We start from the raw sequence: 20,626 nt of genomic DNA on the forward strand, positions 1-20,626 counted from the left end.
GCAGTGATACCGAAAGTCAGTAGAGCAGCTAAGATAATCTTTTTCATTATTAAATTCCTTTTGTTTTCACTTAAATCAAACCGTTTGGGTTCGAGCTTAAAATTCCATCGTTAAGTGTGCGGATTGATCCGGAATGTTGGAGCCTGCATCAGGGTTAGCCGAAAAATGGTGGGCTGAAGCTGTGGCAGTGATACCGAAAGTTAATAAAGCTGCAAGAATAATCTTTTTCATCTTTTACCTCTTCTTCCTAGAAGTTCAACCCGTCAAGCAGGTTGTGAATTTATGTCCTGGCAATAATCCTAGGTCAGGACCTTTCGACTAAATGTGAAAGTTTTACATTTAATCTATGGGTGCAGTTTATATGGTAAATTTTCCCATGTCAAATGTTTTTTTGATCTTTTTCAATTTGCTTGAATGGGAAAAGCCCGCTTTTATTATTGGACCAATGTTTTAGAATAGGGCGATACGAATTCATTAGTTTATAAAGAGAGGTGCTGTGAAACTTTTGCTTGCAGAAGATGAAGCCTTGCTGGCTGAAAGTTTAAGTCAGCAGTTGATACGGTGTGGTTTTGTTGTGGATTGCGCCGCTGACGGGGAAGAGGCACTGTTTTTGATAAACGAGCATCCTTACGATCTGATCATATTGGATTTAGGCCTGCCGAAACAATCAGGCCTGTCGGTTTTACACAGCATGCGAAGCCAGCAAAATAACACGCCGGTCATTATTTTGACGGCACGTAACGGTTGGCAAGATCGTGTTGAGGGTCTGAAAAAGGGAGCCGATGATTACGTTGGCAAACCTTTCCATTTTGAGGAATTGCTGGCTCGTATTCAGAATTTGATGAAACGAGTTTTGCCGGAAACGGATGGGAGTCACGTGATGGCCATGAACGGTCTGAGGTTGGATTTAAATACCCAACAGGTGGAAACCTCGGAGGGTTCAAAACACAATTTGACCCATACCGAATTCAGGTTGCTGCGTTTTTTAATGAGCCACCCTAACAAGTTGCTTTCCAAATCGGAGATCATGGCCAAGATTGTTGATCAGAACTATGACCGTGACAGCAATGTGCTGGAGGTTTACATTCGAAGATTACGTAAGTTAATCGGAAAAGAGCATATCGAGACACAAAGGGGACAGGGGTATCGTTTTGTGGTGAATTCGTTATGAGATCGCTTGAAAAACAACTCGGATACACCTTAACGCTGACTTTGGCGGGGCTGTTTGTGGTGTTCTGGTGGGTGACAACCTATACCATCCACGAATTGACCGAGCGTTATATTGTCACCCGTCTGGAACATGATTCGGACACCTTGTTACGCCATCTCAAACTTGAAGACGGCCAGTGGCATCTGTCCGAGAACGCGGCAGAAGCGATTTATCTTAGACCCCACTCGGGACACTATTATCTGATCAAGTCCAGACCGCCTTCGCGGATAGCGAATCTTTTATCACCTTCATTGCAGGGGTTTTCCCTGTATACGCCCATCACTGAAAATCAGGCTTCGGTGTATGAAACCAATATGCCGGACAGTTCGCATACCTTGGTCTTAAGGGTGCCGTTTGAGAGAGATGGCGAGCACGGGTATTTATTTGTGGCCGAGGACCATTCACCGATTCAGGATAGCTTGCGCACGTTTGATGTGCTGTTCGCTCTGTTTTCATTGATGGGGTTGTTGGTTTTGTTGTGGACCCAGCGCCGCATTCTAAAACGCGGGTTTGATAGCCTAAATCCGGTGAAACAGGCGTTGAATGAAATTCAATCGGGCAAACAAGTGGCCATTCAGGCCGAGGTGCCTCAGGAAATCGCACCATTAGTGGAGACGCTCAATCAGGTGATGTCCCAGCTTCATGCGCGTTTGGAGCGTTCGCGAATGGCAACCGGCAACCTGGCGCATGCTTTGAAATCTCCGCTGAACTTGATCTATCAGTTTCTTGAAGACGAACGTATTAAGGCGCATCCTCAGTTACAGGGGGCATTGCAGGAGCAGGCGGAACGCATTCTTAATTTGATTGACCGTGAACTCAGCCAGGCACGAATGGCCGGAAGCGGCGTGGCACTGCAAGCCTTTCAGTTTCCACAAGATCTGCAAGACCTGATCAACACGATGCGGCAGCTGTATCGTGACAAGGCCATTGAATTTGAGATGAATTGTCAGATTGAAGATTCGCTACCTTTTGATCGCGAAGATCTGTTTGAACTGTTGGGCAATCTTCTGGATAACGCCTGTAAATGGTGTCAAAGTCGGGTTCGGATTTCGGTTGAAACTGAGCAGGCCTGGTTGGTCATCCATATTGAAGATGACGGCCAAGGCGTCGCGCAAAAAGACATCGATTTGATGAAGAATCGCGGCATCCGTTTGGATGAATCTCAGCCCGGTCACGGTTTGGGGCTGTCAATCGTGCATGAAATCGTCAAGGCTTATGACGGTCAAATCGCCTTCACGCAAAAGCAGCCTTTTCAGACGCATCAGCCGCCATTATCGGGTTTGCAAGTCACCATTCGCTTACCCTTACACACTTCCAAGGGATGAATTAAAAGAGTAAACGCCATTTTCAGCTTCAATTCAGTTTCATTTTTTAAAGTATCGCTTGATGATTCCAAAAAGGATTGAATATGAAATGTTTGACACGACTTTCTCAAAACGCTGAGCGCCTGAATGCTGGCTCTCAAGGTCGCCATCGCTATCGGGTTAATGTGTTTAGAACCGGCTTGTTGCTCTCGCTGCTCCATATCAGCCCGCTTCAGGCTCAGCCTTCAGTAGAGACACACAGCGCTTCGGCACCGGCCGATCTTAAAGCGGTTCTGCAAGCGGTCATCACCAAACAGCCCGAACAATTCGAGGTACCAAACTATACCTCTTTGGCGGCCAGTCACCAGAAGGTTTCTCAATCGTGGTTGCCCAATGGTATGAATATGATGGTGCGTCATGAAAGCGATGCGCTGACCGACGATACCGGATTCCAAAGCTGGGAAACCGGCGTGAGTTTTCCAGTCGCCATTGGCGATCAAGCCAACGCTTATGCCCAACTCGGCGAAGTGTATCAACAACAATCCATTCACTATCCCCAATTGCTCAATTTGCAGGCTTCGGCTTTGACTCGGCAATTGGTTTGGGAATTAAAAATGGCAGAGGTCGAATGGCAGCGTAGTCAACAAAACCTTGGGCTGGTCGCCGCTCTGGCTTCAAAAGTTGAAAGCTTGGTGAAAGCCGGAGACAGCCCGAAAATGGACCTGGTTCTGGTGCAGAAAGAGCGTGTACAGGCCGAAAAATCCAGTCTGGAAGCACAAAACCAATATCAGCAAAAACTGGCCAACTATCAGTTCTGGACAGGCTTTTCACAATTGCCACACGAAATTCAAGAGGTTCAAGCACCAGACTGGACGAATGCCCAGAACCAACTTGAATCCCATCCTCAGGTGCTTTGGGCACAAAGCCAGCTGCAGCAGGTTCAGGCTAGAAAGCAACTTGCAGAGACGCAGTCTGTAGAAAAACCGAATCTGTTTGTGGGAGCCAAATCCGAGCAGGATGATCAGACTTCCGCACGCACCAGTCTGATGCTGGAAATGAGCTTCCCTCTCGGTAAACCAGCCCGCTATTCTGCGCAGATGGCTGAACAGAATCTGGCCGTGAGTGAGTCTCAAGTTCGTTTGCAGAAAACTCAGCAAAACCTCTTTAACCAGGCCCGTCAGGCCTATCAGGTACTTCTCCAATCGCAGCAATTGGCCGACTTGGCGAGACAACAGGTTGGCCTGTCCGAACAAGCTTTAAGCATGGCGGAAAAAGCCTATGAGCTCGGAGAAACCAACATACAGACCTTGCTTCAGGTGCAAACCCAGATGTTGAAGGCGCTGCTGGACTCCGAACGGCAGCAGGTGCTTGTACAGCAGAATTTAGCCCTTTATTGGCAAGCATTGGGGCATGGGGTCGGTCAGGGAATCGATCACGCAGCTTCTATTGCGCAATAGCTAAGATTCAGCAGGCCTGTCCCTTGAAGGCTTAGGGAAGCTTGATTGAAAACGAACAAATAAGAATGTGAATTTAGGAAATGGACATGCAAACAAATCAGTATTTGAACCAGTTGAATCAATCATTCAAAAAGAACCTGGGGTTGACCGCGATGAGTGTCGCTTTATGGTTTGGTGGCACCTTGCCGCTGGCCGCCGCCGAAAACATTGCTCTGGATACCGTCCAACAGGAGGCGATGGGGTTTGAGTTTTCTGCTCTGGAGAAGGCGACGGAAGTCAGAAGTTATGCCTATCCGGCCAAATTGAGTTTGCCAGAACCTCACCAGCAAATGTTGACGGCTCCAATGGACGGTTTGGTTACGCAGGTATTCAGAGTTCATGGTTCCGTGTCTGAAGGTGAGCCGGTGATCGAGCTGTTAAGTTCCGATATGCTCAAGTCACAAAAAGAGTATCTGACGACCCTGTCCGAATTGAAGGTGGTGCAGCAGGAGTTGAAACGTGCACGCAGTCTGGTTCAGTCAGGCGTGGTCTCCAAAAAACAACTTCAGGCGACGGAAAGCCGTATGAATAGCCTGAATCAGCAGGCTCAGCAGCAACAGCAGGATCTTCAACTGATGGGCATGTCAGAGGCCGCCATCGACGAGTTGAAGCGAAGCAATCGTTTGCAGCCGGCCTTATTGACCATTAAAGCGCCCGCTAATGGAGAATTGTTCGATTTGACGGTTAAAAAAGGCATGCGTTTGACGACGAATCAGACCATTGCCAAATTTGCCGAATTGGATAGGTTGGTGGCGGAAGTGTTCGTACCGATAAACGAATCCAGAAAGTTGAAGCTTGGACAAAAAGTGCGCATCCCAATGGCTTCAGCGCAAGGAGAAATCGCCTACATCAGCCATCAGGCGGATCCCATGACACAATCCGTTGAGATTCATTGTGTATTCCCAAACACCGACGGAAAGTTGATTTCTGGTGCATTGCATTCACTGGAGTTTATTTCTGAATTGCCGCAACAAGCCGCCTTTAAGGTACCGCAAACGGCGGTGACTGAGGTGAACGGACAAACGGTGATTTTTTTGCGTAAAAAAGGTGAGAAGGCAAGCTTGATGATGCAAGCGGTGACACGCATCGAACAGCCAGATCAGATGGCAGTGGTTACACCACTTGAGCAAGCCTCTGGGGTACTCAATTTTGATCAATGGCAGGTCATGACTCGCGGAGCGGTGGCCATGCTATCGGTTCTGTCTGCGGGCGAAGGGGAAGAGTAATTATGTTGTCACGTTTAATGACATTCTTTCTAGCGCAAAGAGTCATGGCGCTGTTATTGGCGGTCGGCCTGGTGTCGGCTGGTTGGATGGCGTTCCAGAAAACACCGGTTGACGCTTTTCCGGATGTGTCTCCGACTCAGGTTAAGATCATTATGAAAGCGCCCGGTATGACGCCTTCCGAAGTGGAATCACGTATTATCGTGCCGATTGAAGTGGAGATGCTGGGCGTACCAGGGCAGCAGATGCTGCGTTCCATGGGAAAATACGGCATTGCCGACATCACCATCGATTTTGTTGAAGGCACCGACATCTACTGGGCCAGACAGCAGATTTCGGAACGCTTGTCGGGCGTCAGTCTTCCTGAAGGCATTTCCGGCGGTATCGCGCCTATGACGACCCCATTGGGTGACATCTTCATGTTTACCGTGGAGGGCGACACCCTTGATAATATGGAAAAACGCGATCTGCTGGACTGGGTGATTCGTCCGGCCTTGCGTGCTGTGCCGGGTGTGGCCGACGTCAACGCTCTGGGCGGGAAGGCCAGGGTCTATGCCGTGGTGCCGGATAGCCGCAAAATGTCGGCACTTAAAATTCCTTTTAGCGCCCTAACCGAGGCTCTAAATGCCAATAACCGTAATGACGGGGCCGGTCGTCTCACTCAGGGAGAAGAGGCTTTACTGGTGCGCAGTATCGGTAATCTGGAAGGGGTGGAAGACATTGGTAATATTGTGGTGGCCACCTATGAAGGCCGTGCCATCCATGTCAAAGACATCGCTGACGTCCGTGTTGAAGCGCTGACCCGCTATGGAGCCGTAACCCAGGATGGTCAGGGTGAAGCGGTTCAGGGATTGGTGATCGGTCTACGTGGCGCGAATACCAGTGAAGTGATTAAGGCAGTTCGCGATCAATTAGAATTGCTGAAACCGGCTTTGCCGGACGGCATCAGTGTGGATGTGTTCTATGACCGTGGCGACTTGATTGAAAAAGCGATCTCTACGGTTTCCAAAGCTTTGGTGGAAGCAGTGGTGTTGGTTGTCTTGTTGCTGCTGTTGTTTTTAGGCAATGTCAGAGCCGCGGTCACGGTCGCCTTGGTGCTGCCGTTGGCGGCGTTGATGACCTTTATTTTCATGAATTGGTTTGGCTTGTCGGCCAACTTGATGTCGCTGGGTGGTTTGGCGATTGCCATCGGGATGTTGGTGGATGCTGCCGTGGTGGTGGTTGAAAACATTGTCACCCATCAAGCCAAAGAAGCGCAGGGCTCGCACAGGCGTTTGCCAAAATTGCATATCATTTACCGTGCCATGCAGGAAGTGGCCATGCCGGTGATTTCCGGTATCGGCATCATCATGATCGTCTTCTTGCCGTTACTGACCCTGCAAGGTCTGGAAGGTAAACTGTTTGTGCCGGTAGCTTTGACAATCGTGTTTGCATTGGGCAGCGCCTTGATTCTGTCGCTGACCATTATTCCGGTGATTTCGTCCTATCTGCTGGGAGAGGCTTCGCATGAATTGCCTTGGTTAATGCGTCATCTGAGTCGCGGCTACCGTCCTTTGCTGGAATGGGCTCTGAAGCATGATCGGCTGGTGATGGTTCTAGCGTTGGTCGCCCTGCTGTTTGCCGGCGTTATTTACACCCAAGTCGGCAAGACCTTTATGCCACAGATGGATGAAGGGGATCTGATTGTGCAGCTTGAGAAGGTGCCTTCCATCTCCTTGGAGGAGTCCAAGCGTTTGGATCAGCAGGTGCAGAAGGCTTTATTAGCGCAAGTTCCTGAAATCGAACGTATTGTGGCGCGTCTGGGGGCGGATGAGATTGGTCTGGATCCGATGAGTTTGAATGATACCGACAGCTTTTTGGTACTCAAACCGCGTGATCAGTGGCGCATGGCAAGCAAAGAGGCTCTGATTGAGGAGATTCGACACATCCTGGAAACTCAGTTTCCAGGCATTAACTATGCTTTCACCCAGCCGATTCAGATGCGTGTTGACGAAATGCTGACCGGTGCCCGCGGTGATATTGCCATCAAAATATTCGGGGATAATCCGCAGGAACTGACCGTAACCGCCGAAAAAGTGGCGGCGCTGGTTGAGACCATCGACGGGGCAGAGGATGTATTCACCTCACAGAACGACGGTATGAAATACGTTCAGTTGCAGGTGGATTCCTATCAGGCCGGACGTTTGGGCGTATCTGTAAATGCCTTGCAAGATCGTTTACGCGCTTACCTGGAAGGCATGCCGGCGGGGGTCATCTATCAGGGCAATCGCCAAATTCCGTTGATTATTCGTGCTGACGGTTCCAGTCGCGCGTCTAAAATGGAATTTCTCAACCAGGCCATTGTACTGGACAACGGTCAAAGCGTGCAGTTGAATCAGTTGGTCAAGGTCGTGGAAGTGGACGGGCCGGTTTCGATTCAACGTGAGAAAGGCAAGCGCTTTTCGGTTGTGGTCGCTAACGTCAGCGGGCGCGATTTGGTGAGCTTCGTTGAGGAAGCCAAACTTAAAGCGGCTGAACTGGACGTGCCACCCGGTTATTATTATGTGTGGGGCGGTGAGTTTGAGAACCAGCAGCGTGCCGCTCAACGTCTTATGATTGTGGTGCCAATTGCATTGATCCTGATTTTCATCATACTTTTCAGTACCTTCCGTTCGGCGACCCAAGCTACAATGGTGCTCTCCAATATTCCGTTTGCACTGATTGGCGGGATCGTGGCCTTGTGGCTGACCGGCGAATATCTGTCGGTTCCCGCTTCGGTGGGGTTCATCGCTTTATTGGGGATTGCAGTGCTCAACGGGGTGGTGATGATGACCTACTTCAATCAGTTGATTGCCCAGGGCATGCCGGTGGAGCAAGTGGTTGTGGAAGGGGCAATGCGCCGTCTTCGTCCGGTGTTGATGACCGCCAGTATTGCCGCTTTAGGCTTGATCCCCTTGGTGTTTGCGAGCGGGCCTGGTTCTGAAATTCAACGCCCATTGGCCATTGTGGTGATCGGGGGGTTGATTACCTCAACTATCCTGACTTTGCTGATATTGCCGATTATTTACCGTATGTTCGGTGTTAAGTCGTTGGGCTTGGCGGATCAACCAGTGCAGTCAAGTCAGTCGAAATAAAAGGAACCATCATGACAACACAATTCAATTCCGATTTGCAGGCCGCTGATGAGAGTGTGGTTCTGCATCTTATTTTACCGGCGGACCAGGTTAATGATGTGGTTGATTGCCTGTTGGCCGAGCAGCCGCCACTGTTTTTTTCGGTGGTGGACGTCCAAGGTTATGGTCAGCCTCAGGAACGTTTAAGTGTTCGTGAGCAGGTGGCCGGGTATCAAAAGAAGGTCATGGTGCAGATCGAATGCCATCACAGCCTGAGCCAGCAAATACTCGCCAATATTAAGCACAGCATGCCTACCGCGACCATCAGTTATCGTATCCTGCCATTGATTGAGCATGGCCAGCTCTGAAAATCGTCAAATCTAGAAATGAACAGGCCTGGTTAATCCAGGCCTGTTCATTTTGGTTTGTGTGTTTATTTAATGGGTCTGCAGTATTCCAAGGCAACCGCTTTATGCCTATGCATAAAATGCAGTGCGGAATTCAGGCCAAAAAAAACCTGTCGATCTGACGATGGACAGGTTAAGGATCTGTACTCTGAGGAGACTTAGACTACATGATAAGCAATGATAATTCACTCCTGTGTGAAAAATTACCATTTCTTAAGGATTGGACTTTAGTCTAAATGTAAAAATTTACCATGTCAAATTTATTTTGCTATAATGGCACCATGAATGACATTACCGAAATCCAACAGAAGGCTTTATTCAAAGCCATCAAAAAAATCCTACGCCCTCTGGTGAGTTTATTGCTGCGCCAGGGAATCACCTACACGGCATTGATTGACCTGCTCAAAACCACCTATGTGGAAGTGGCCGATCAACAATTTACTTTGCAGGGCAAGAAACAGACGGACAGCCGTATCAGTGTCTTGACCGGTGTGCACCGCAAGGAAGTCAAGCGCATCCGCCAAGAAGAAACCTCCGAACTCGACGCCAAAGAGCGTAAAGCCAGTTTGGGCGCTCAGTTAATGGCGACGTGGTTGGGTAACCCTGAGTATCTGTGTGAAAAAGGCTTGCCTAAAGCGCTGCCACGCAATTCCGAAGGCTCCGAGGTGTCGTTTGATACCATGGTTCGCAGTCTCACCAAGGATGTGCATCCTCGATCCTTGTTGGACGAATGGTTGCATCAGGGCGTTGTGTTCATGGATGACAACGGATTGGTGGTGTTGGAAGAGTCCGGTTATGTACCTCAAGAGGATTTTGAGGAAAAGCTGTTTTTTGCAGGTAAAAACATTGGCGATCATCTCTCGGTCGTCACTCATAACCTGTCTGGCGAAACCGAAACCATGCTGGATCGAGCGGTTTATTACGAGGCACTTTCACAAGAATCCGTTAAAGCGCTGGAGACCTTTGCCAGAAAACGCTCTTTAGATTTGTTGACTGAGGTCAATCAGATGGCGAGCCGCTTGCAGCATCAGGATAAGAAGGCGCAGGACGGTGAGCACTCAATGCATTTCGGGGCTTATTTTTACCATTGTGAAACGTCTGAAGAATCAGTCGATCAGGCAAGTGAACAGGCCGATCAAGGATTAGAAAAATGAAGCCTTTGATGTGGATTGCCAAACTTTTGGTGTTGACGCTGTTTGTGCAGATGTCGGCGTGCACCACCACCGGTTCCGGAAAACAGGAGACATCTTCTGAAAACCAGATCGTTTTGCTCTCTTCCAATTCAGGATTTGGCGGAACCGGACGTACTCAGCCCGAGCAACAGGTTGCTATGGTTGAACCAGATTCGTCTATTGGGCACACGATGCAGCTGGACAGCGGATTCGGAGGCACGGGCCGGACTTCCAAAGGTTTTGGCGGCACCGGAGTGATTGGCACGATTGAGCAGTTTGGCAGTATTTGGGTGAATGGCATTGAAATCGGCTTGGGTCAGAAAACCCGTATTCACAGTAATGTGCCGGATCAGTCCAAAGAATTGCAAGCCAGCGATCTGCGAATCGGTCAGCAGGTTTGGCTGGAAACCCATCCAGATCCGGATAAGACCACCACGGCCGACATTCATATCTATTATCCTTTGGCGGGTAAGATCGAAGCCATGCAGACCCAAGATATGGCCACCGAGATTCAGGTTAATGGGCAAAGGGTGTATGTGGATGAAAGCACGCGATTGGCCAACAATCTTCAGTTGAAGGTGGGTGAGTTTGTACGCATCAGTGGATTGCCGGTCTATCGTCATGACAGTCAAGAGCGTGAAAACGCTTGGCGGGCGACCTTGGTCGAGCCTGAAGTCTCCGGCAAGACTTGGTTGAAAACCCATCCGGATGTGGTGTTTTCCGATCAGGTTAACCGGGTGGCGATGCAGGGTAATTGGTTGAAGGCCTATCATGCTGGGGAGTTCACACAAATCCCACCTGGTTTGTCGTCGCAACCAAAAATCAAGCTGGAGGGGCCAGACAAACAACGAACCGGGGATGCTTCCGGTGCTCAGGATGATTCAGCATCCCGGGCTCAACCGGATGCCGGAGTGACAGGCGTTGCAAGTTCCAGCCGAACCTCCTGGGGTGGGGTTGACAGTCTCCAGAGAAACAACAGGCCTACTGGTTTTTCTAGCGCCTTGCAAGGTGCTAGTGGACGGGCTTCGCCTGCAAGACGCTGATTGAATATCGATTCTTTTTTAATGAAACGCCTGAAAGGGCGTTTTTTTATGGGATTTTTCAGCTAAGATTATGGCGAAGATGAAGTTGAATTTTTAATCAATCGCCTTAAGCAAGGAGTGTGTTTTATGCTGGAGTCTGTGTCGGTAATGTTGTTAATGGTGGGGTTCGTATTGTTGTCTGGCTGTTCTGCGGAAATAGGCAGTGATGCTTGGTGTGCGGATCTCAAGGAAAAGCCAAAAGGCGAGTGGACGGCCAATGAAGCGACGGATTACGCCAAACACTGTCTGTTGAAGTAAAGGTGGTTAACAAACCTTGATGGGAAAACAACCGGGCTTTCTTTTGAAAGGGTGGGTTGTTTATCTTGCTATAAGATGCAAGCGGTTAAAACGCATCCAGTTTGCTTTGAAACAGGTAATAAAAAAGGCTTTTATCCATCAGGATAAAAGCCTTTTAAGTTTAAGGGCTCCGTCATAAACGGAGCCAGAATGTAACGTTCGGATTAGCGAATCTTATTCGGTGTAATCTTTACGCTGTCCCCAGATGTCACTGCCCAGCAGATAGTCTGCGGCGCTTTCTGAGGCTTCTTCAGGATCCAGCTCTTGCAGCCAGACGGTGTACAAGGTACTGCCATCCGGTGAAGCGATGTTCTGCACCTCTTTTTCTTCCGCCTCGGATTTGACAATGGCCTCATTGGTAGGTGAGCCGTCAACCGTTGCCGGAACGGTATCCCAGTTTTCACCATTGTCGGTAGTGCGAGTTACGAACAGATCAAGCTCCAATCCAGACGCCATCTCCGCAGTACCGTAGGTCACAAAGACCGTATTCGGTGCAGCGGTTTCCAGTCCTGCAATCGGTTCCGATGTTGGAATCAGACGTGGATCCAGCGTGGTAATGATGTTGTTGGAAATGTTGGAGATGTTTTTCGGTTCTTGCCAAGTGCTTCCATTGTCAAACGAACGAATGACATTGAAGTTGTTGGACAGATGACCGACCGACGCGACACGCCAAGACTGGGTGTACTCGTAACCGATAAAGATGGTGTCCCCTCTCAAGAAACCGCGTGGTGAGAACGTGTTCTCCCAGTTGTTTTCCCAGGTGGCATCATCCAGGTTAGTCGCATTCCAGGTACCAATCACGGTTTCTTCCGCATCAGCGGTACGCGAACTCAGGTTCCAGCTGTGGGAACTCCAGGTCTCATCCCCCATGATTGTCTGCATGTCTGCAACCGTATTGAGGTCTTCGACAGAATAACCGCCTTTGGCCAGACGCAAATACATGTCCGATGACGCCCCTTGGGTTTCAATGCCGGACTTGTAGAGGATACCCCATAAGTGATTATCGGCTGTCGCTTCAGAAGAGTCCACCTGGCTGACCATGGTCAAACGACGCACGTTTTCCAGAACAGGCGTGCCGTCTTCTTCATTAGGTCTTAGTTCATTGACGATTGTCCCGGCTGAAATCGGCGTTGGATCGGCCATCTTGAATGAATGCACATAAGCGATTTTACCTTGCGCTTCCAACGGAATGCTGTCCAATGTTTCCGTGTTAGGAACGCCTGGTAGGCTTTCTGCTTCCCCTTTGGTTTCCTCATAACCCAAGATAACGTTGTCACCAAAAATCCCAAGAATCGGACGGGATGCGCCAGTATCGCCGTTCAACAACTGTTTCTCTGTACTTTCCGGATCGTAAATGGCACGAATCGGATCCAGCTCGCTGGTATAACACTTGCCATCGTCATTGCTGGTAGCATCGACCAGATAACCGTTGTCAGTACAGATTGCAGCGCAGTAAAGCGCACTGGTGCCGGAATCAACATTTTCCTGTTTACAGACGGCGTTGTCACTAATGGGTACCGGATAGCTTAGATTGTAAAGCGACTTCGGTTTAACCGAGTCGTCAGTAACTTCTTCTGTGGCTGCAAAATAGTCATTACCCGCTCCATCTTCTAACGGAATATAGCTATACCAGATATCGGTTCTATGGTTGGTGGAAGCACCACTCCAACCTTCACCTGGACCGGCACCGCCACCAGGACGCAGGCCTTCGGTATCTTCTTGCCAGGCCATCACAAACCCTTCTTCACTGGATGAGATGGTGATCTTGTTGGAATCACGGCGTCCGGAAGTTAGCTGCATAGGGGCATGCCAGTCGATTTCATGGGTTTCTTCATTAAAGACACCGCGAGCCGTCCATACACAGCTGAAAGGCACTTCGTGCGCCGGAACCACGTCTTCACCGTAGGTTTCGATGCCTTCATAATTGATGGTGCCTTGCGGACCGTTCACCAGATACAAGTCTTCCGTGTCCGGATCCGCCAATTCAGAAGGATTTCCAGTTGGGCAGTACTTGTCGTTCCAAGCAACTAACACTTTGTTACCTTCGGTTTTGATGGCCGGTTTGAAAGAGTGGCCGTAGTAGTCATGTTTAACACCATCTCCCCAGAAATCGACCTGGATAGAGCTCTTATCTGCCGTATTGGAGATGTTGATCGGTTTCCAGCTCACGCCTTTGTCCAGCGACAGGGCGACAAAGGTATCGGCGACGTGGTCGATGTCCGGAATTTCCGAACTACCGGTTCCCATCTGGAAATCACCGGTGACGATGTCGGTGTAACTGACCAGCAGTGGGCGTGTCAATGCCGTCTCTTCAGAAGCTTCACCGGAAGCGTGGTATTGTGAGGTGTGAAGCATCATGCTGGTGACGCTGTGCCCACCGCTCCCCGCGCCCGGGGTTCTAGAAATGTTTTTATGCAAGGTGATGTCGCCACCGATGGTGGTGAAGGTGAAGTGCTCGACCGCTTCTTCCTCGGTGACCACGCCATCTTCATCGCCTTCTTCAGTCGGAGGTGTACTGGCAACGACGTCGGTCAAAGCAGGGATCAAGGTGGTGTCAATAAAGGTGCGCGCTTCTTCAACCGTCATGGTGGAAAAGTCGACACCATCCAGTAACCCTCGTTCTTCAAGCGCACGTTCCAATTCGGTTATCGCGCGGTTGGAAATATTAATGCCATTTCCTGCATCATTGTCTTCATCCAAAGACTGTAATAGGATGAGAATGGCGACCACTCGAGGATCGTTGACGTCTGCGCCTTCAAAGAAATCCAAAGGGGTGACGTTAAAGGTGCTTCCTTTCAAGCTTCCTAAGATGACTTTGTCACCAACTGAAAACTTGACCATGCCATTCTCTTTGAAACGGTATTTACCGCCATCTGCGGTAGTGCCGCTGACATGGCCGGTGTAGGTCAAACCGTTGACCGGCGAGTCGACAAAGGTACCGGTTTTGATGGTTGGATCGGTGCTGGTGGAAGAGCTGCCGCCGTTACAGCCATACAGGGTGACCCCCATAATGGCTGCCAGGGCGGCCGCTAAAGGTTGTGGGTGAAACTTGATCATGTTCTGCTCCTCATGATACGACTTACGTTATTTAAGCTTATTGCCTTGATTAACGATACTCTTTATTTATGCTACGTAAATCACCCAACTGGGTGAGTTATTATGTTTTTTGTTAAAAGTTATTTAAGATCATGTTTTTTAATAGGGTTTATAAGAAATGGGATGGTTTGTATGAAGGTATTGAGCGTGCAGTTGGACAGCATTTGGCAGGATGCGGAAGGAAACCTCTTGAAATTGAGAAAGCATTTTCAATCATATGAGATGGGGCAGTATGATGTGGTGGTTTTGCCTGAACTGTTTTATTGTGGCTTTTCCATGCAGGTTGATCAGGTATCGCAAACCCGACAAGGTGCGGTTTACAAGACTTTGAGTGAACTGGCCCAGCAATACGGGGTGTACATAATTGCCGGTTTTGCCGAAAGGGTTTCGTCAACTCAGGCGCGTAATTGTGCCTTGGTATTTGACCGAAACGGAAATGAGCAGGCCTGTTATGTGAAGAACCGGGCCTTCCAGTTCGCGGGTGAGGGAAAGCATTATCAAGCGGGAAACGAGTCGGTTCTGTTTGAGGTGGACGGGGTCGTCTGCAGTGTGTTTATCTGTTATGACTTGAGGTTTCCGGAGCTGTTTCGCCAGGTTGTACCGCAAGCCGAAATGGTCTTTGTCATCGCCAACTGGCCTGAGAGTCGTCAGTCCCACTGGGAGGTTTTGCTGCAAGCCCGTGCGATTGAAAACCAGTGTTTCGTCGTGGGGGTCAACCGCATCGGTCAAGACGGCAATGGGCTGATGTATGTCGGTGGCTCCATGGTGATTGACCCTTTGGGCGAGATCCTGTCTTATGCCGATTCCGAGCAGGCCTGCCAAATCACCGAAGTACCTATCAAACAAGTCAAATTGGTGCGCCTACAATATCCTTTTTTGGAGGATATAAAGTCTTAATTCTTTTTGGTGAGAAAACGCAGGCGCAGCTGTTTTTCGGTTTCAATAATGACAAACAGCATGATTCCCACGGCTAGAATTAGCAGTAGGTCTTGACCTGACAGGGCCTGGGTTTCAAATACCGCTTGTAGAGCCGGAATGTAAGTAATCGCAATTTGGGCGATCAACACCAAGGCAATCGCAATCCACACCTCTTTGGTGGCCTTGAGTGCACTCCAATCCAATGAGGTGGTGTTCATATTGCGGATATAAAGCAGCTGAAACACTTCCATGATCACCAGAGTGTTGACCGCCATAGTGCGAGCCTGTTCTATCGAGTAGCCGATATTAATGGCATGACTGTAAACACCAAATACACCGACAATAAAAAGCGAACTGACCAGAAAAATGTACCAGACCAGGGTTTTATCCAGCAGTGGCTGGTTGCGTGGGCGAGGAGGTTGCCGCATGGTATGACTGTTGGTCGGCTCAAAAGCCAGGGCGATGCCTAAGGTGGTCGCGGTAATCAAGTTGATCCACAGGATTTGCACCGGCGTAATCGGTAACGACATGCCCAGAAGAATCGCCAAAATAATGGTGGCGGCTTCCCCCGAGTTCGTAGGTAAAGTCCAGCTGATGACCTTTTTGATATTATCGTATGCGGTGCGACCTTCACGCACGGCGGCAGCGATGGATGCGAAATTGTCATCCGCCAATACGATTTCTGCGGCCTCTTTGGCGGCTTCGCTGCCTTTTTTACCCATGGCGATGCCGGCGTCGGCTCGTTTTAATGCGGGGGCATCATTGACGCCATCACCTGTCATGGCGACGGTCATGCCCTGGGATTGCAATGCCATCACCAATCGCAGTTTGTGTTCCGGACTGGTGCGGGCAAAGATGTCGGTTTCCAGCACTTGCTTGTGTAATGCCGGGTCGTCAAGTTTGTCCAGATCCAGTCCTGTCAGCACGCTATCCGGATTTTGCAAGCCGATCTGTCGGCCGATAGCCGACGCGGTGATGGCATGATCGCCGGTAATCATTTTGACTCGAATGCCTGCGGCATGGCATTCGCTAACGGCTTCAATCGCCTCTTCTCTTGGGGGGTCGATCAAACCGATGATGCCGAGCAGGGTCAAACCGTTTTCTAGATCGGGTCTTTCAAGAACGGTATGGTTCGGTTCAACCTGCTTGGCTGCAACCGCTAATACGCGTTGTCCCTGTGCAGCAAGCTGCTCGGACTGAGCAAGCCAAAAAGGTGCGTTGAGAGGGCAGTCATCACCATTTTCGAGCCGTTGGCTTGAACACAATTCCAGCAGTTTTTCAGGCGCACCCTTAAGGAAGATGAAAGCGTGGTTTTCATGGTCATGATTCAAGGTGGCCATAAAACGATGTTTGGCATCAAAGGGAATCAAGTCGGTGCGTGTCCAGTGTGTGCGTTCATCGTGCGTGTCGATGCCAGTTTTACCGGCAAAGGCCAGCAGAGCGCCTTCCATTGGATCGCCTGCCACAGACCATTCGGTCTCGGACTCACGCAGTTCGGCATCGTTGCAAAGGGCAATGGCGCGGCCAACTTCCTGTAACAAAGAGTAAGTTTGCGGCTCAATGGTTTCGCCGTCTTGTTGGATGTTGCCAATCGGCGCATAGCCGGAAGCATCGACTTCGAAAAACGATTCGGCCGTGAACAGACTGGCAACACTCATCTCATTACGCGTCAAGGTACCGGTTTTATCAGTGCAGATGACCGATACAGAGCCCAGCGTTTCGATGGCGGGCAGACGTCTGACGATGGCGTTGCGGTGCGCCATCGCTTTGACGCCCACCGCAAGAGTAATCGTGAGTACCGCTGGCAAGCCTTCGGGAATGGCGGCGACCGATAACCCGACCACTGCCATGAACAGTTCGCTAAAACTTTGTTCTTGAATGAATATGCCAAATCCGAGAATGAGGACGGCGACGCTGAGTATGACAACGGTGAGCCATTTGGCAAACACATTCATCTGCTCGACCAAGGGGGTGGTGAGGGTTTCTACTTTTGAAAGTAGGCCGCTGATGCGCCCTATCTCCGTCAGAGCACCGGTACCGATGACCACCCCCTTGCCTTGTCCGCTGGTTACGGTGGTGCCGCTGAACGCCATACAGAAACGGTCTCCGAGTGGTGCTCCCGGCTTGACCGCTTGAATGTGTTTGTCGATTGCGGACGATTCGCCCGTGAGGATCGCTTCTTGAATTTGCAGACCGTGGCTTTGCAGCAGTCTCAAGTCCGCCGGCACCTTATCGCCGGCTTCGAGCAAGACGATGTCACCTGGTACCAACTCTTCGCCGGCTATTGAATGCCTTTGGCCATCACGAATCACCGCAGCTTGGGGGGCGAGCATACTGCGAATGGCATCCATGGCTTGTTCGGCCTTGCCTTCCTGTATCAGCCCGATAATGGCATTAATCAATACGACGGCGAGGATGACGGCCGTGTCAATCAAATGTCCCAGTAAAAAGGTGATGCCCGCTGAAACAAGCAGAACATAGATGAGAATATTATGGAACTGTAGCAGAAAACGTTTTAACAGACTGGGTTTGACCGGTTGTGGTAGACGGTTATTTCCGTATTCCAATCGTTTTTGTTTGACTTGTTCGGCACTTAAACCGTTGGAATCGCTGTTAAGCTCAGACAATGCTTGCTGTGGGGGTTTTTCATGCCATTGTGTCGCCATGTTTGCATTCCATTGGATTGAGTCGTGAGTTTGAAAAATACCCTTTAGAGATTACAACAGAAAACACAGTTATGGAAAGTCAAAGATAAAGTTTTTATATGAAGGTTTTATGTGAAGGTTTAGGGGGTGTGTTTTTTGCTATTTTGCTATTTTGCTATTGTTATGTCGCCAATGACCTAACAATTTCAGAACCATTTTCTTTAAGAGACTGGAATTCGTTTCCTCAGTGTGTGAGGTAGGCATGGAAAAATTCGAAGGTTTTACGGTGACGATTCGGTCAATTGCTTTTTGCACCTCAATGGTTTCGGCTTGGTAGGCGTGGATATACACCTCAAACTTATCGTCTCGGTGCCGCTCAAGCCAAAGTCGCGCTTTTTCCTCTAAATCTGATTTCTTTGTTGACTTGGAGCCGAGCGCTTCGTTTTTTAATAGGCCATCGTGTAAAACCAGGTCTATTTCATGAGCCGAAAATTCCAGCAGGGTTCTCAGTCGTGATACGGTTTCCGCAGGCGTTTTGGGTCTTGCTTGGTTTGAAGAACCAGCAGGTTGCACATGCCTTTCCAAGGCGGGAATGGCTTCATAGAGTTCTTCATGATCCAGCTCGGTCAGCAGTTCGGAAAGGGTCAGTTTGAGCTGTATCTCCGATTTCTCGGATACCAGGTTTTCCAGCTCATCCGCCAGGGATTGCAGGCCGAGAAGGCGTTTTCGTTCCAGATCGAACAGTGCATCTTCAAATTGGAGTTTGAATTCAGTGATCCAGAAAGTAATGGCCGGAATCACCTGACGTATGCCTATGGCCGGATTTGTGAGCATGCGCCGCAACTCACTTTCCATCGACTCATCCTGGTTCTCCAGGCGTGTTTGGCCGGTATGTATGCTGCGAGAACCGTGTTTGCGAATAAAATCTTCGGCAACCGTTTCGATAACGTGCAGGTTAAGGTCTGACAGATCATTCAATGCGTTGGCTTGATTGAGCATTTGACCTGGCATCTATCTGTCCTCAAGGTTGATGTCGCATGATTATTTGATCAATATTAAAAAATACGTATCAATAGGTCAATAGAAACCATTTTGTTTTCCGGTTTTTATTTTTAATGGGGGAGTAAAGTAAGCTTGAGGTTAAGGTTTTGAAAGGACTTCTGAAAATCAGCAGGCCTGGTGTTGGGGGGCCGATTCAGAGCACTCAATCAGAAGAGTTAAGGTGAGGGAATAACTGCCGTATTTGGGTTTTTGTTAGGTTGCAAACGGTGTCAATATTGCGTTGAGGAATGGCCTTTGGATTTGGATAGTGTTTTAAAACCTTTTCGATACTGGCTTCGCGAATCATGTGCAATATCGGGTAAGGACTGCGGTTGGTGAGGTTTTCCGCGTCCTCCGGCTGGGTGCCGGAAAATTGGTAAAACGGGTGAAAACTGGCGATCTGATAGAAACCGGTCCAGCCAAGTTGCTCCAGCAGCGCGTCCGCCATATCCAGAAAGGCATTATAGTCATCAAAGTTCTCCAGCATCTGAGGTAACACCAGTAGGGTGGTCTCAAGCTGCTGCGGTTCGTGTTTGTCCAGAAACTGCAATTCTTCCGCCAGTTGCGCCAGCAGGCAGGTTGGCTCTTCGCAGTCGCTGATGACGATGCGTACCTGATTGTCGAGATAAGGTTTGGAGGCGAAAGGGCACAGATTAAGCCCGATTACGACCTGTTCGAGCCACAAGCGAACTTCATGTTCAATGTCGGTGTGCTTCATCGGTTTCGCCTCTGCTCTATTGAGCATAAGATTAATCAAAAAGTGTAGGCCGTTACTCGATTTTTCCTACAGTACCTGCTGTTTCAGAACCGAACTGTTGTGAAGTTCAATTTTTTCTCCAGAAGCGTGTCGCTTGATGCTGTTCAGATCGTTTTGAGTCGCGTCGTAAACATAAACGGCGAGTTCATCTCCAGGTTGTAAAAATTCGTTTTCACCAAAGTGGGTATAGCTGGTGGCCCCCAAACTGATGAGAATCTGTTTTGGGAAACCGGCGTTTGCGATGATTTCAGACAAATCCTCAAGCGGGCCAAAATCTCTTTGTTGATTGAGTTGTTTGAGCATCCAGGTTTTGAGTTTGCCGTAAAAATAATTGTAGGTCAGCACCGCACTGTCTTCGCCGTAAGCATGCAGTTGGCCGTCGCGTTTGACAAAAGAGGCGATATGGAACCCATCCATCTCCCCGCCTTCTTCAAAGCGACTGACGCTCAAGAATTGCTTGGATACGCCTTTGCTGCTGGGTCCCCAGTTTTTCTTTTCGCTGATTTTTTTGGCACCTTCCTTACGGATGGAGCAGTCATTGAAAGCCGCAAACGCTTTGGGAAGCAAGTCGCTGATTTGGCCATCAATGTAGCTGGCTTCAAACAATACACACACCTCGGCCTCAAGATGCAGGTGGGCGTCTTTTTGCAGGTTCTTGGGGTAGTGGATTTCGTCATGGCTCAATGGGTAGGTGCCCAGAGAGGTTTGAGAACCCGGTATGTAATAGGGAAACAAACCTTTGGGGGCACTTTCACATTCGGTGGTGACGTTGACGAAGTCGGCGTTTTCTCCGGCTTGTTCCAGATGGTGGGCAAAGTTGCCGGCAATGCCGAAACACAAGGTGTTGTTTAAATTGAAATTCATAGTCTTTAATAGCGCTTTTTAA

The 20,626-nt window shown here is 49.4% G+C and carries 16 protein-coding genes; 10 read left to right on the forward strand and 6 right to left on the reverse strand.

The window, feature by feature from the left end; all coding sequences use genetic code 11:
* Positions 1 to 96 precede the first annotated feature (96 nt).
* Positions 97 to 231, reverse strand: a complete 135-nt coding sequence (locus tag B076_RS13385; protein ID WP_281168941.1) for a hypothetical protein — start codon at positions 229 to 231, stop codon at positions 97 to 99.
* A 265-nt stretch (positions 232 to 496) separates the two neighbouring features.
* Between B076_RS13385 and B076_RS0103965 the strand changes: the two genes are divergently transcribed.
* The 9 genes from B076_RS0103965 to B076_RS13145 all read left to right on the forward strand — a co-directional run bounded on the left by B076_RS0103965 (position 497) and on the right by B076_RS13145 (position 11,244).
* Positions 497 to 1,171: a response regulator transcription factor gene (locus tag B076_RS0103965; protein WP_028486168.1), complete on the forward strand. Its 675-nt coding sequence runs from the start codon at positions 497 to 499 to the stop codon at positions 1,169 to 1,171.
* Positions 1,168 to 2,535 carry a sensor histidine kinase gene (locus B076_RS0103970; RefSeq protein WP_028486169.1) on the forward strand — a complete coding sequence of 456 codons (1,368 nt, stop codon included), beginning with the start codon at positions 1,168 to 1,170 and terminating at the stop codon, positions 2,533 to 2,535. The genes B076_RS0103965 and B076_RS0103970 overlap by 4 nt, the downstream gene beginning before the upstream one ends.
* 83 nt (positions 2,536 to 2,618) lie before the next feature.
* Entirely contained in the window at positions 2,619 to 3,971 is a 1,353-nt protein-coding gene (locus B076_RS0103975) for a TolC family protein (RefSeq protein WP_028486170.1), read from the forward strand.
* An 86-nt stretch (positions 3,972 to 4,057) separates the two neighbouring features.
* Positions 4,058 to 5,236: an efflux RND transporter periplasmic adaptor subunit gene (locus B076_RS0103980; RefSeq protein WP_157753505.1), complete on the forward strand. Its 1,179-nt coding sequence runs from the start codon at positions 4,058 to 4,060 to the stop codon at positions 5,234 to 5,236.
* A gap of 2 nt (positions 5,237 to 5,238) precedes the next feature.
* Positions 5,239 to 8,346 (forward strand): efflux RND transporter permease subunit, encoded by a 3,108-nt coding sequence (locus B076_RS12050; RefSeq protein ID WP_051347158.1) that lies wholly within the window; start codon positions 5,239 to 5,241, stop codon positions 8,344 to 8,346.
* 11 nt (positions 8,347 to 8,357) lie between these two features.
* Positions 8,358 to 8,693, forward strand: coding sequence for a DUF3240 family protein (locus B076_RS0103990; RefSeq protein ID WP_028486172.1), 336 nt, complete (start codon positions 8,358 to 8,360; stop codon positions 8,691 to 8,693).
* 290 nt (positions 8,694 to 8,983) lie between these two features.
* On the forward strand, positions 8,984 to 9,886 hold the full coding sequence (locus B076_RS12055; protein WP_211230180.1) for a DUF6502 family protein: 903 nt from the start codon (positions 8,984 to 8,986) through the stop codon (positions 9,884 to 9,886).
* Positions 9,883 to 10,947 (forward strand): DUF5666 domain-containing protein, encoded by a 1,065-nt coding sequence (locus tag B076_RS0104000; RefSeq protein WP_028486173.1) that lies wholly within the window; start codon positions 9,883 to 9,885, stop codon positions 10,945 to 10,947. The genes B076_RS12055 and B076_RS0104000 overlap by 4 nt, the downstream gene beginning before the upstream one ends.
* Positions 10,948 to 11,073: 126 nt before the next feature.
* Positions 11,074 to 11,244, forward strand: a complete 171-nt coding sequence (locus B076_RS13145) for a DUF3012 domain-containing protein (RefSeq protein WP_169721405.1) — start codon at positions 11,074 to 11,076, stop codon at positions 11,242 to 11,244.
* Between the two features lie 213 nt (positions 11,245 to 11,457).
* Here B076_RS13145 and B076_RS0104015 read toward each other — a convergent pair whose 3' ends face one another.
* Positions 11,458 to 14,340: a choice-of-anchor O protein gene (locus B076_RS0104015; RefSeq protein WP_028486174.1), complete on the reverse strand. Its 2,883-nt coding sequence runs from the start codon at positions 14,338 to 14,340 to the stop codon at positions 11,458 to 11,460.
* 171 nt (positions 14,341 to 14,511) lie between these two features.
* Here B076_RS0104015 and B076_RS0104020 point away from each other — a divergent pair, with 171 nt between their 5' ends.
* A complete protein-coding gene (locus B076_RS0104020) occupies positions 14,512 to 15,276 on the forward strand; it encodes a nitrilase-related carbon-nitrogen hydrolase (protein WP_028486175.1) in 765 nt (254 codons plus the stop codon).
* Here the strand turns inward: B076_RS0104020 and B076_RS0104025 are convergent.
* The 4 genes from B076_RS0104025 to B076_RS0104040 all read right to left on the reverse strand — a co-directional run bounded on the left by B076_RS0104025 (position 15,273) and on the right by B076_RS0104040 (position 20,604).
* Positions 15,273 to 17,963, reverse strand: a complete 2,691-nt coding sequence (locus B076_RS0104025) for a cation-transporting P-type ATPase (RefSeq protein ID WP_028486176.1) — start codon at positions 17,961 to 17,963, stop codon at positions 15,273 to 15,275. The two genes, B076_RS0104020 and B076_RS0104025, sit on opposite strands and share 4 nt — an antisense overlap.
* A 138-nt stretch (positions 17,964 to 18,101) precedes the next feature.
* A complete protein-coding gene (locus tag B076_RS0104030) occupies positions 18,102 to 18,953 on the reverse strand; it encodes a hypothetical protein (RefSeq protein WP_028486177.1) in 852 nt (283 codons plus the stop codon).
* 193 nt (positions 18,954 to 19,146) lie between these two features.
* Positions 19,147 to 19,701 (reverse strand): DUF1415 domain-containing protein, encoded by a 555-nt coding sequence (locus B076_RS0104035; RefSeq protein ID WP_028486178.1) that lies wholly within the window; start codon positions 19,699 to 19,701, stop codon positions 19,147 to 19,149.
* Positions 19,702 to 19,767: 66 nt separating this feature from the next.
* Entirely contained in the window at positions 19,768 to 20,604 is an 837-nt protein-coding gene (locus B076_RS0104040; RefSeq protein WP_028486179.1) for a DUF5718 family protein, read from the reverse strand.
* Positions 20,605 to 20,626 lie beyond the last annotated feature (22 nt).

The organism is Thiomicrorhabdus chilensis DSM 12352, from assembly GCF_000483485.1.
GTDB classification, from domain to species: Bacteria; Pseudomonadota; Gammaproteobacteria; order Thiomicrospirales; family Thiomicrospiraceae; genus Thiomicrorhabdus; species Thiomicrorhabdus chilensis.

Bases quoted from the DNA above. Each gene is read 5' to 3' on its own strand.
- B076_RS0104035 (WP_028486178.1), bottom strand. From the start codon at position 19,701: ATGAAGCACACCGACATTGAACATGAAGTTCGCTTGTGGCTCGAACAG.
- B076_RS0103975 (WP_028486170.1), top strand. From the start codon at position 2,619: ATGAAATGTTTGACACGACTTTCTCAAAACGCTGAGCGCCTGAATGCT.
- B076_RS0104000 (WP_028486173.1), top strand. From the start codon at position 9,883: ATGAAGCCTTTGATGTGGATTGCCAAACTTTTGGTGTTGACGCTGTTT.
- B076_RS0103970 (WP_028486169.1), top strand. From the start codon at position 1,168: ATGAGATCGCTTGAAAAACAACTCGGATACACCTTAACGCTGACTTTG.
- B076_RS0104030 (WP_028486177.1), bottom strand. From the start codon at position 18,953: ATGCCAGGTCAAATGCTCAATCAAGCCAACGCATTGAATGATCTGTCA.
- B076_RS13385 (WP_281168941.1), bottom strand. From the start codon at position 231: ATGAAAAAGATTATTCTTGCAGCTTTATTAACTTTCGGTATCACTGCC.
- B076_RS0104025 (WP_028486176.1), bottom strand. From the start codon at position 17,963: ATGGCGACACAATGGCATGAAAAACCCCCACAGCAAGCATTGTCTGAG.
- B076_RS12050 (WP_051347158.1), top strand. From the start codon at position 5,239: ATGTTGTCACGTTTAATGACATTCTTTCTAGCGCAAAGAGTCATGGCG.
- B076_RS12055 (WP_211230180.1), top strand. From the start codon at position 8,984: ATGTCAAATTTATTTTGCTATAATGGCACCATGAATGACATTACCGAA.
- B076_RS0103990 (WP_028486172.1), top strand. From the start codon at position 8,358: ATGACAACACAATTCAATTCCGATTTGCAGGCCGCTGATGAGAGTGTG.
- B076_RS0104040 (WP_028486179.1), bottom strand. From the start codon at position 20,604: ATGAATTTCAATTTAAACAACACCTTGTGTTTCGGCATTGCCGGCAAC.
- B076_RS0103980 (WP_157753505.1), top strand. From the start codon at position 4,058: ATGCAAACAAATCAGTATTTGAACCAGTTGAATCAATCATTCAAAAAG.
- B076_RS0104015 (WP_028486174.1), bottom strand. From the start codon at position 14,340: ATGATCAAGTTTCACCCACAACCTTTAGCGGCCGCCCTGGCAGCCATT.
- B076_RS0104020 (WP_028486175.1), top strand. From the start codon at position 14,512: ATGAAGGTATTGAGCGTGCAGTTGGACAGCATTTGGCAGGATGCGGAA.
- B076_RS13145 (WP_169721405.1), top strand. From the start codon at position 11,074: ATGCTGGAGTCTGTGTCGGTAATGTTGTTAATGGTGGGGTTCGTATTG.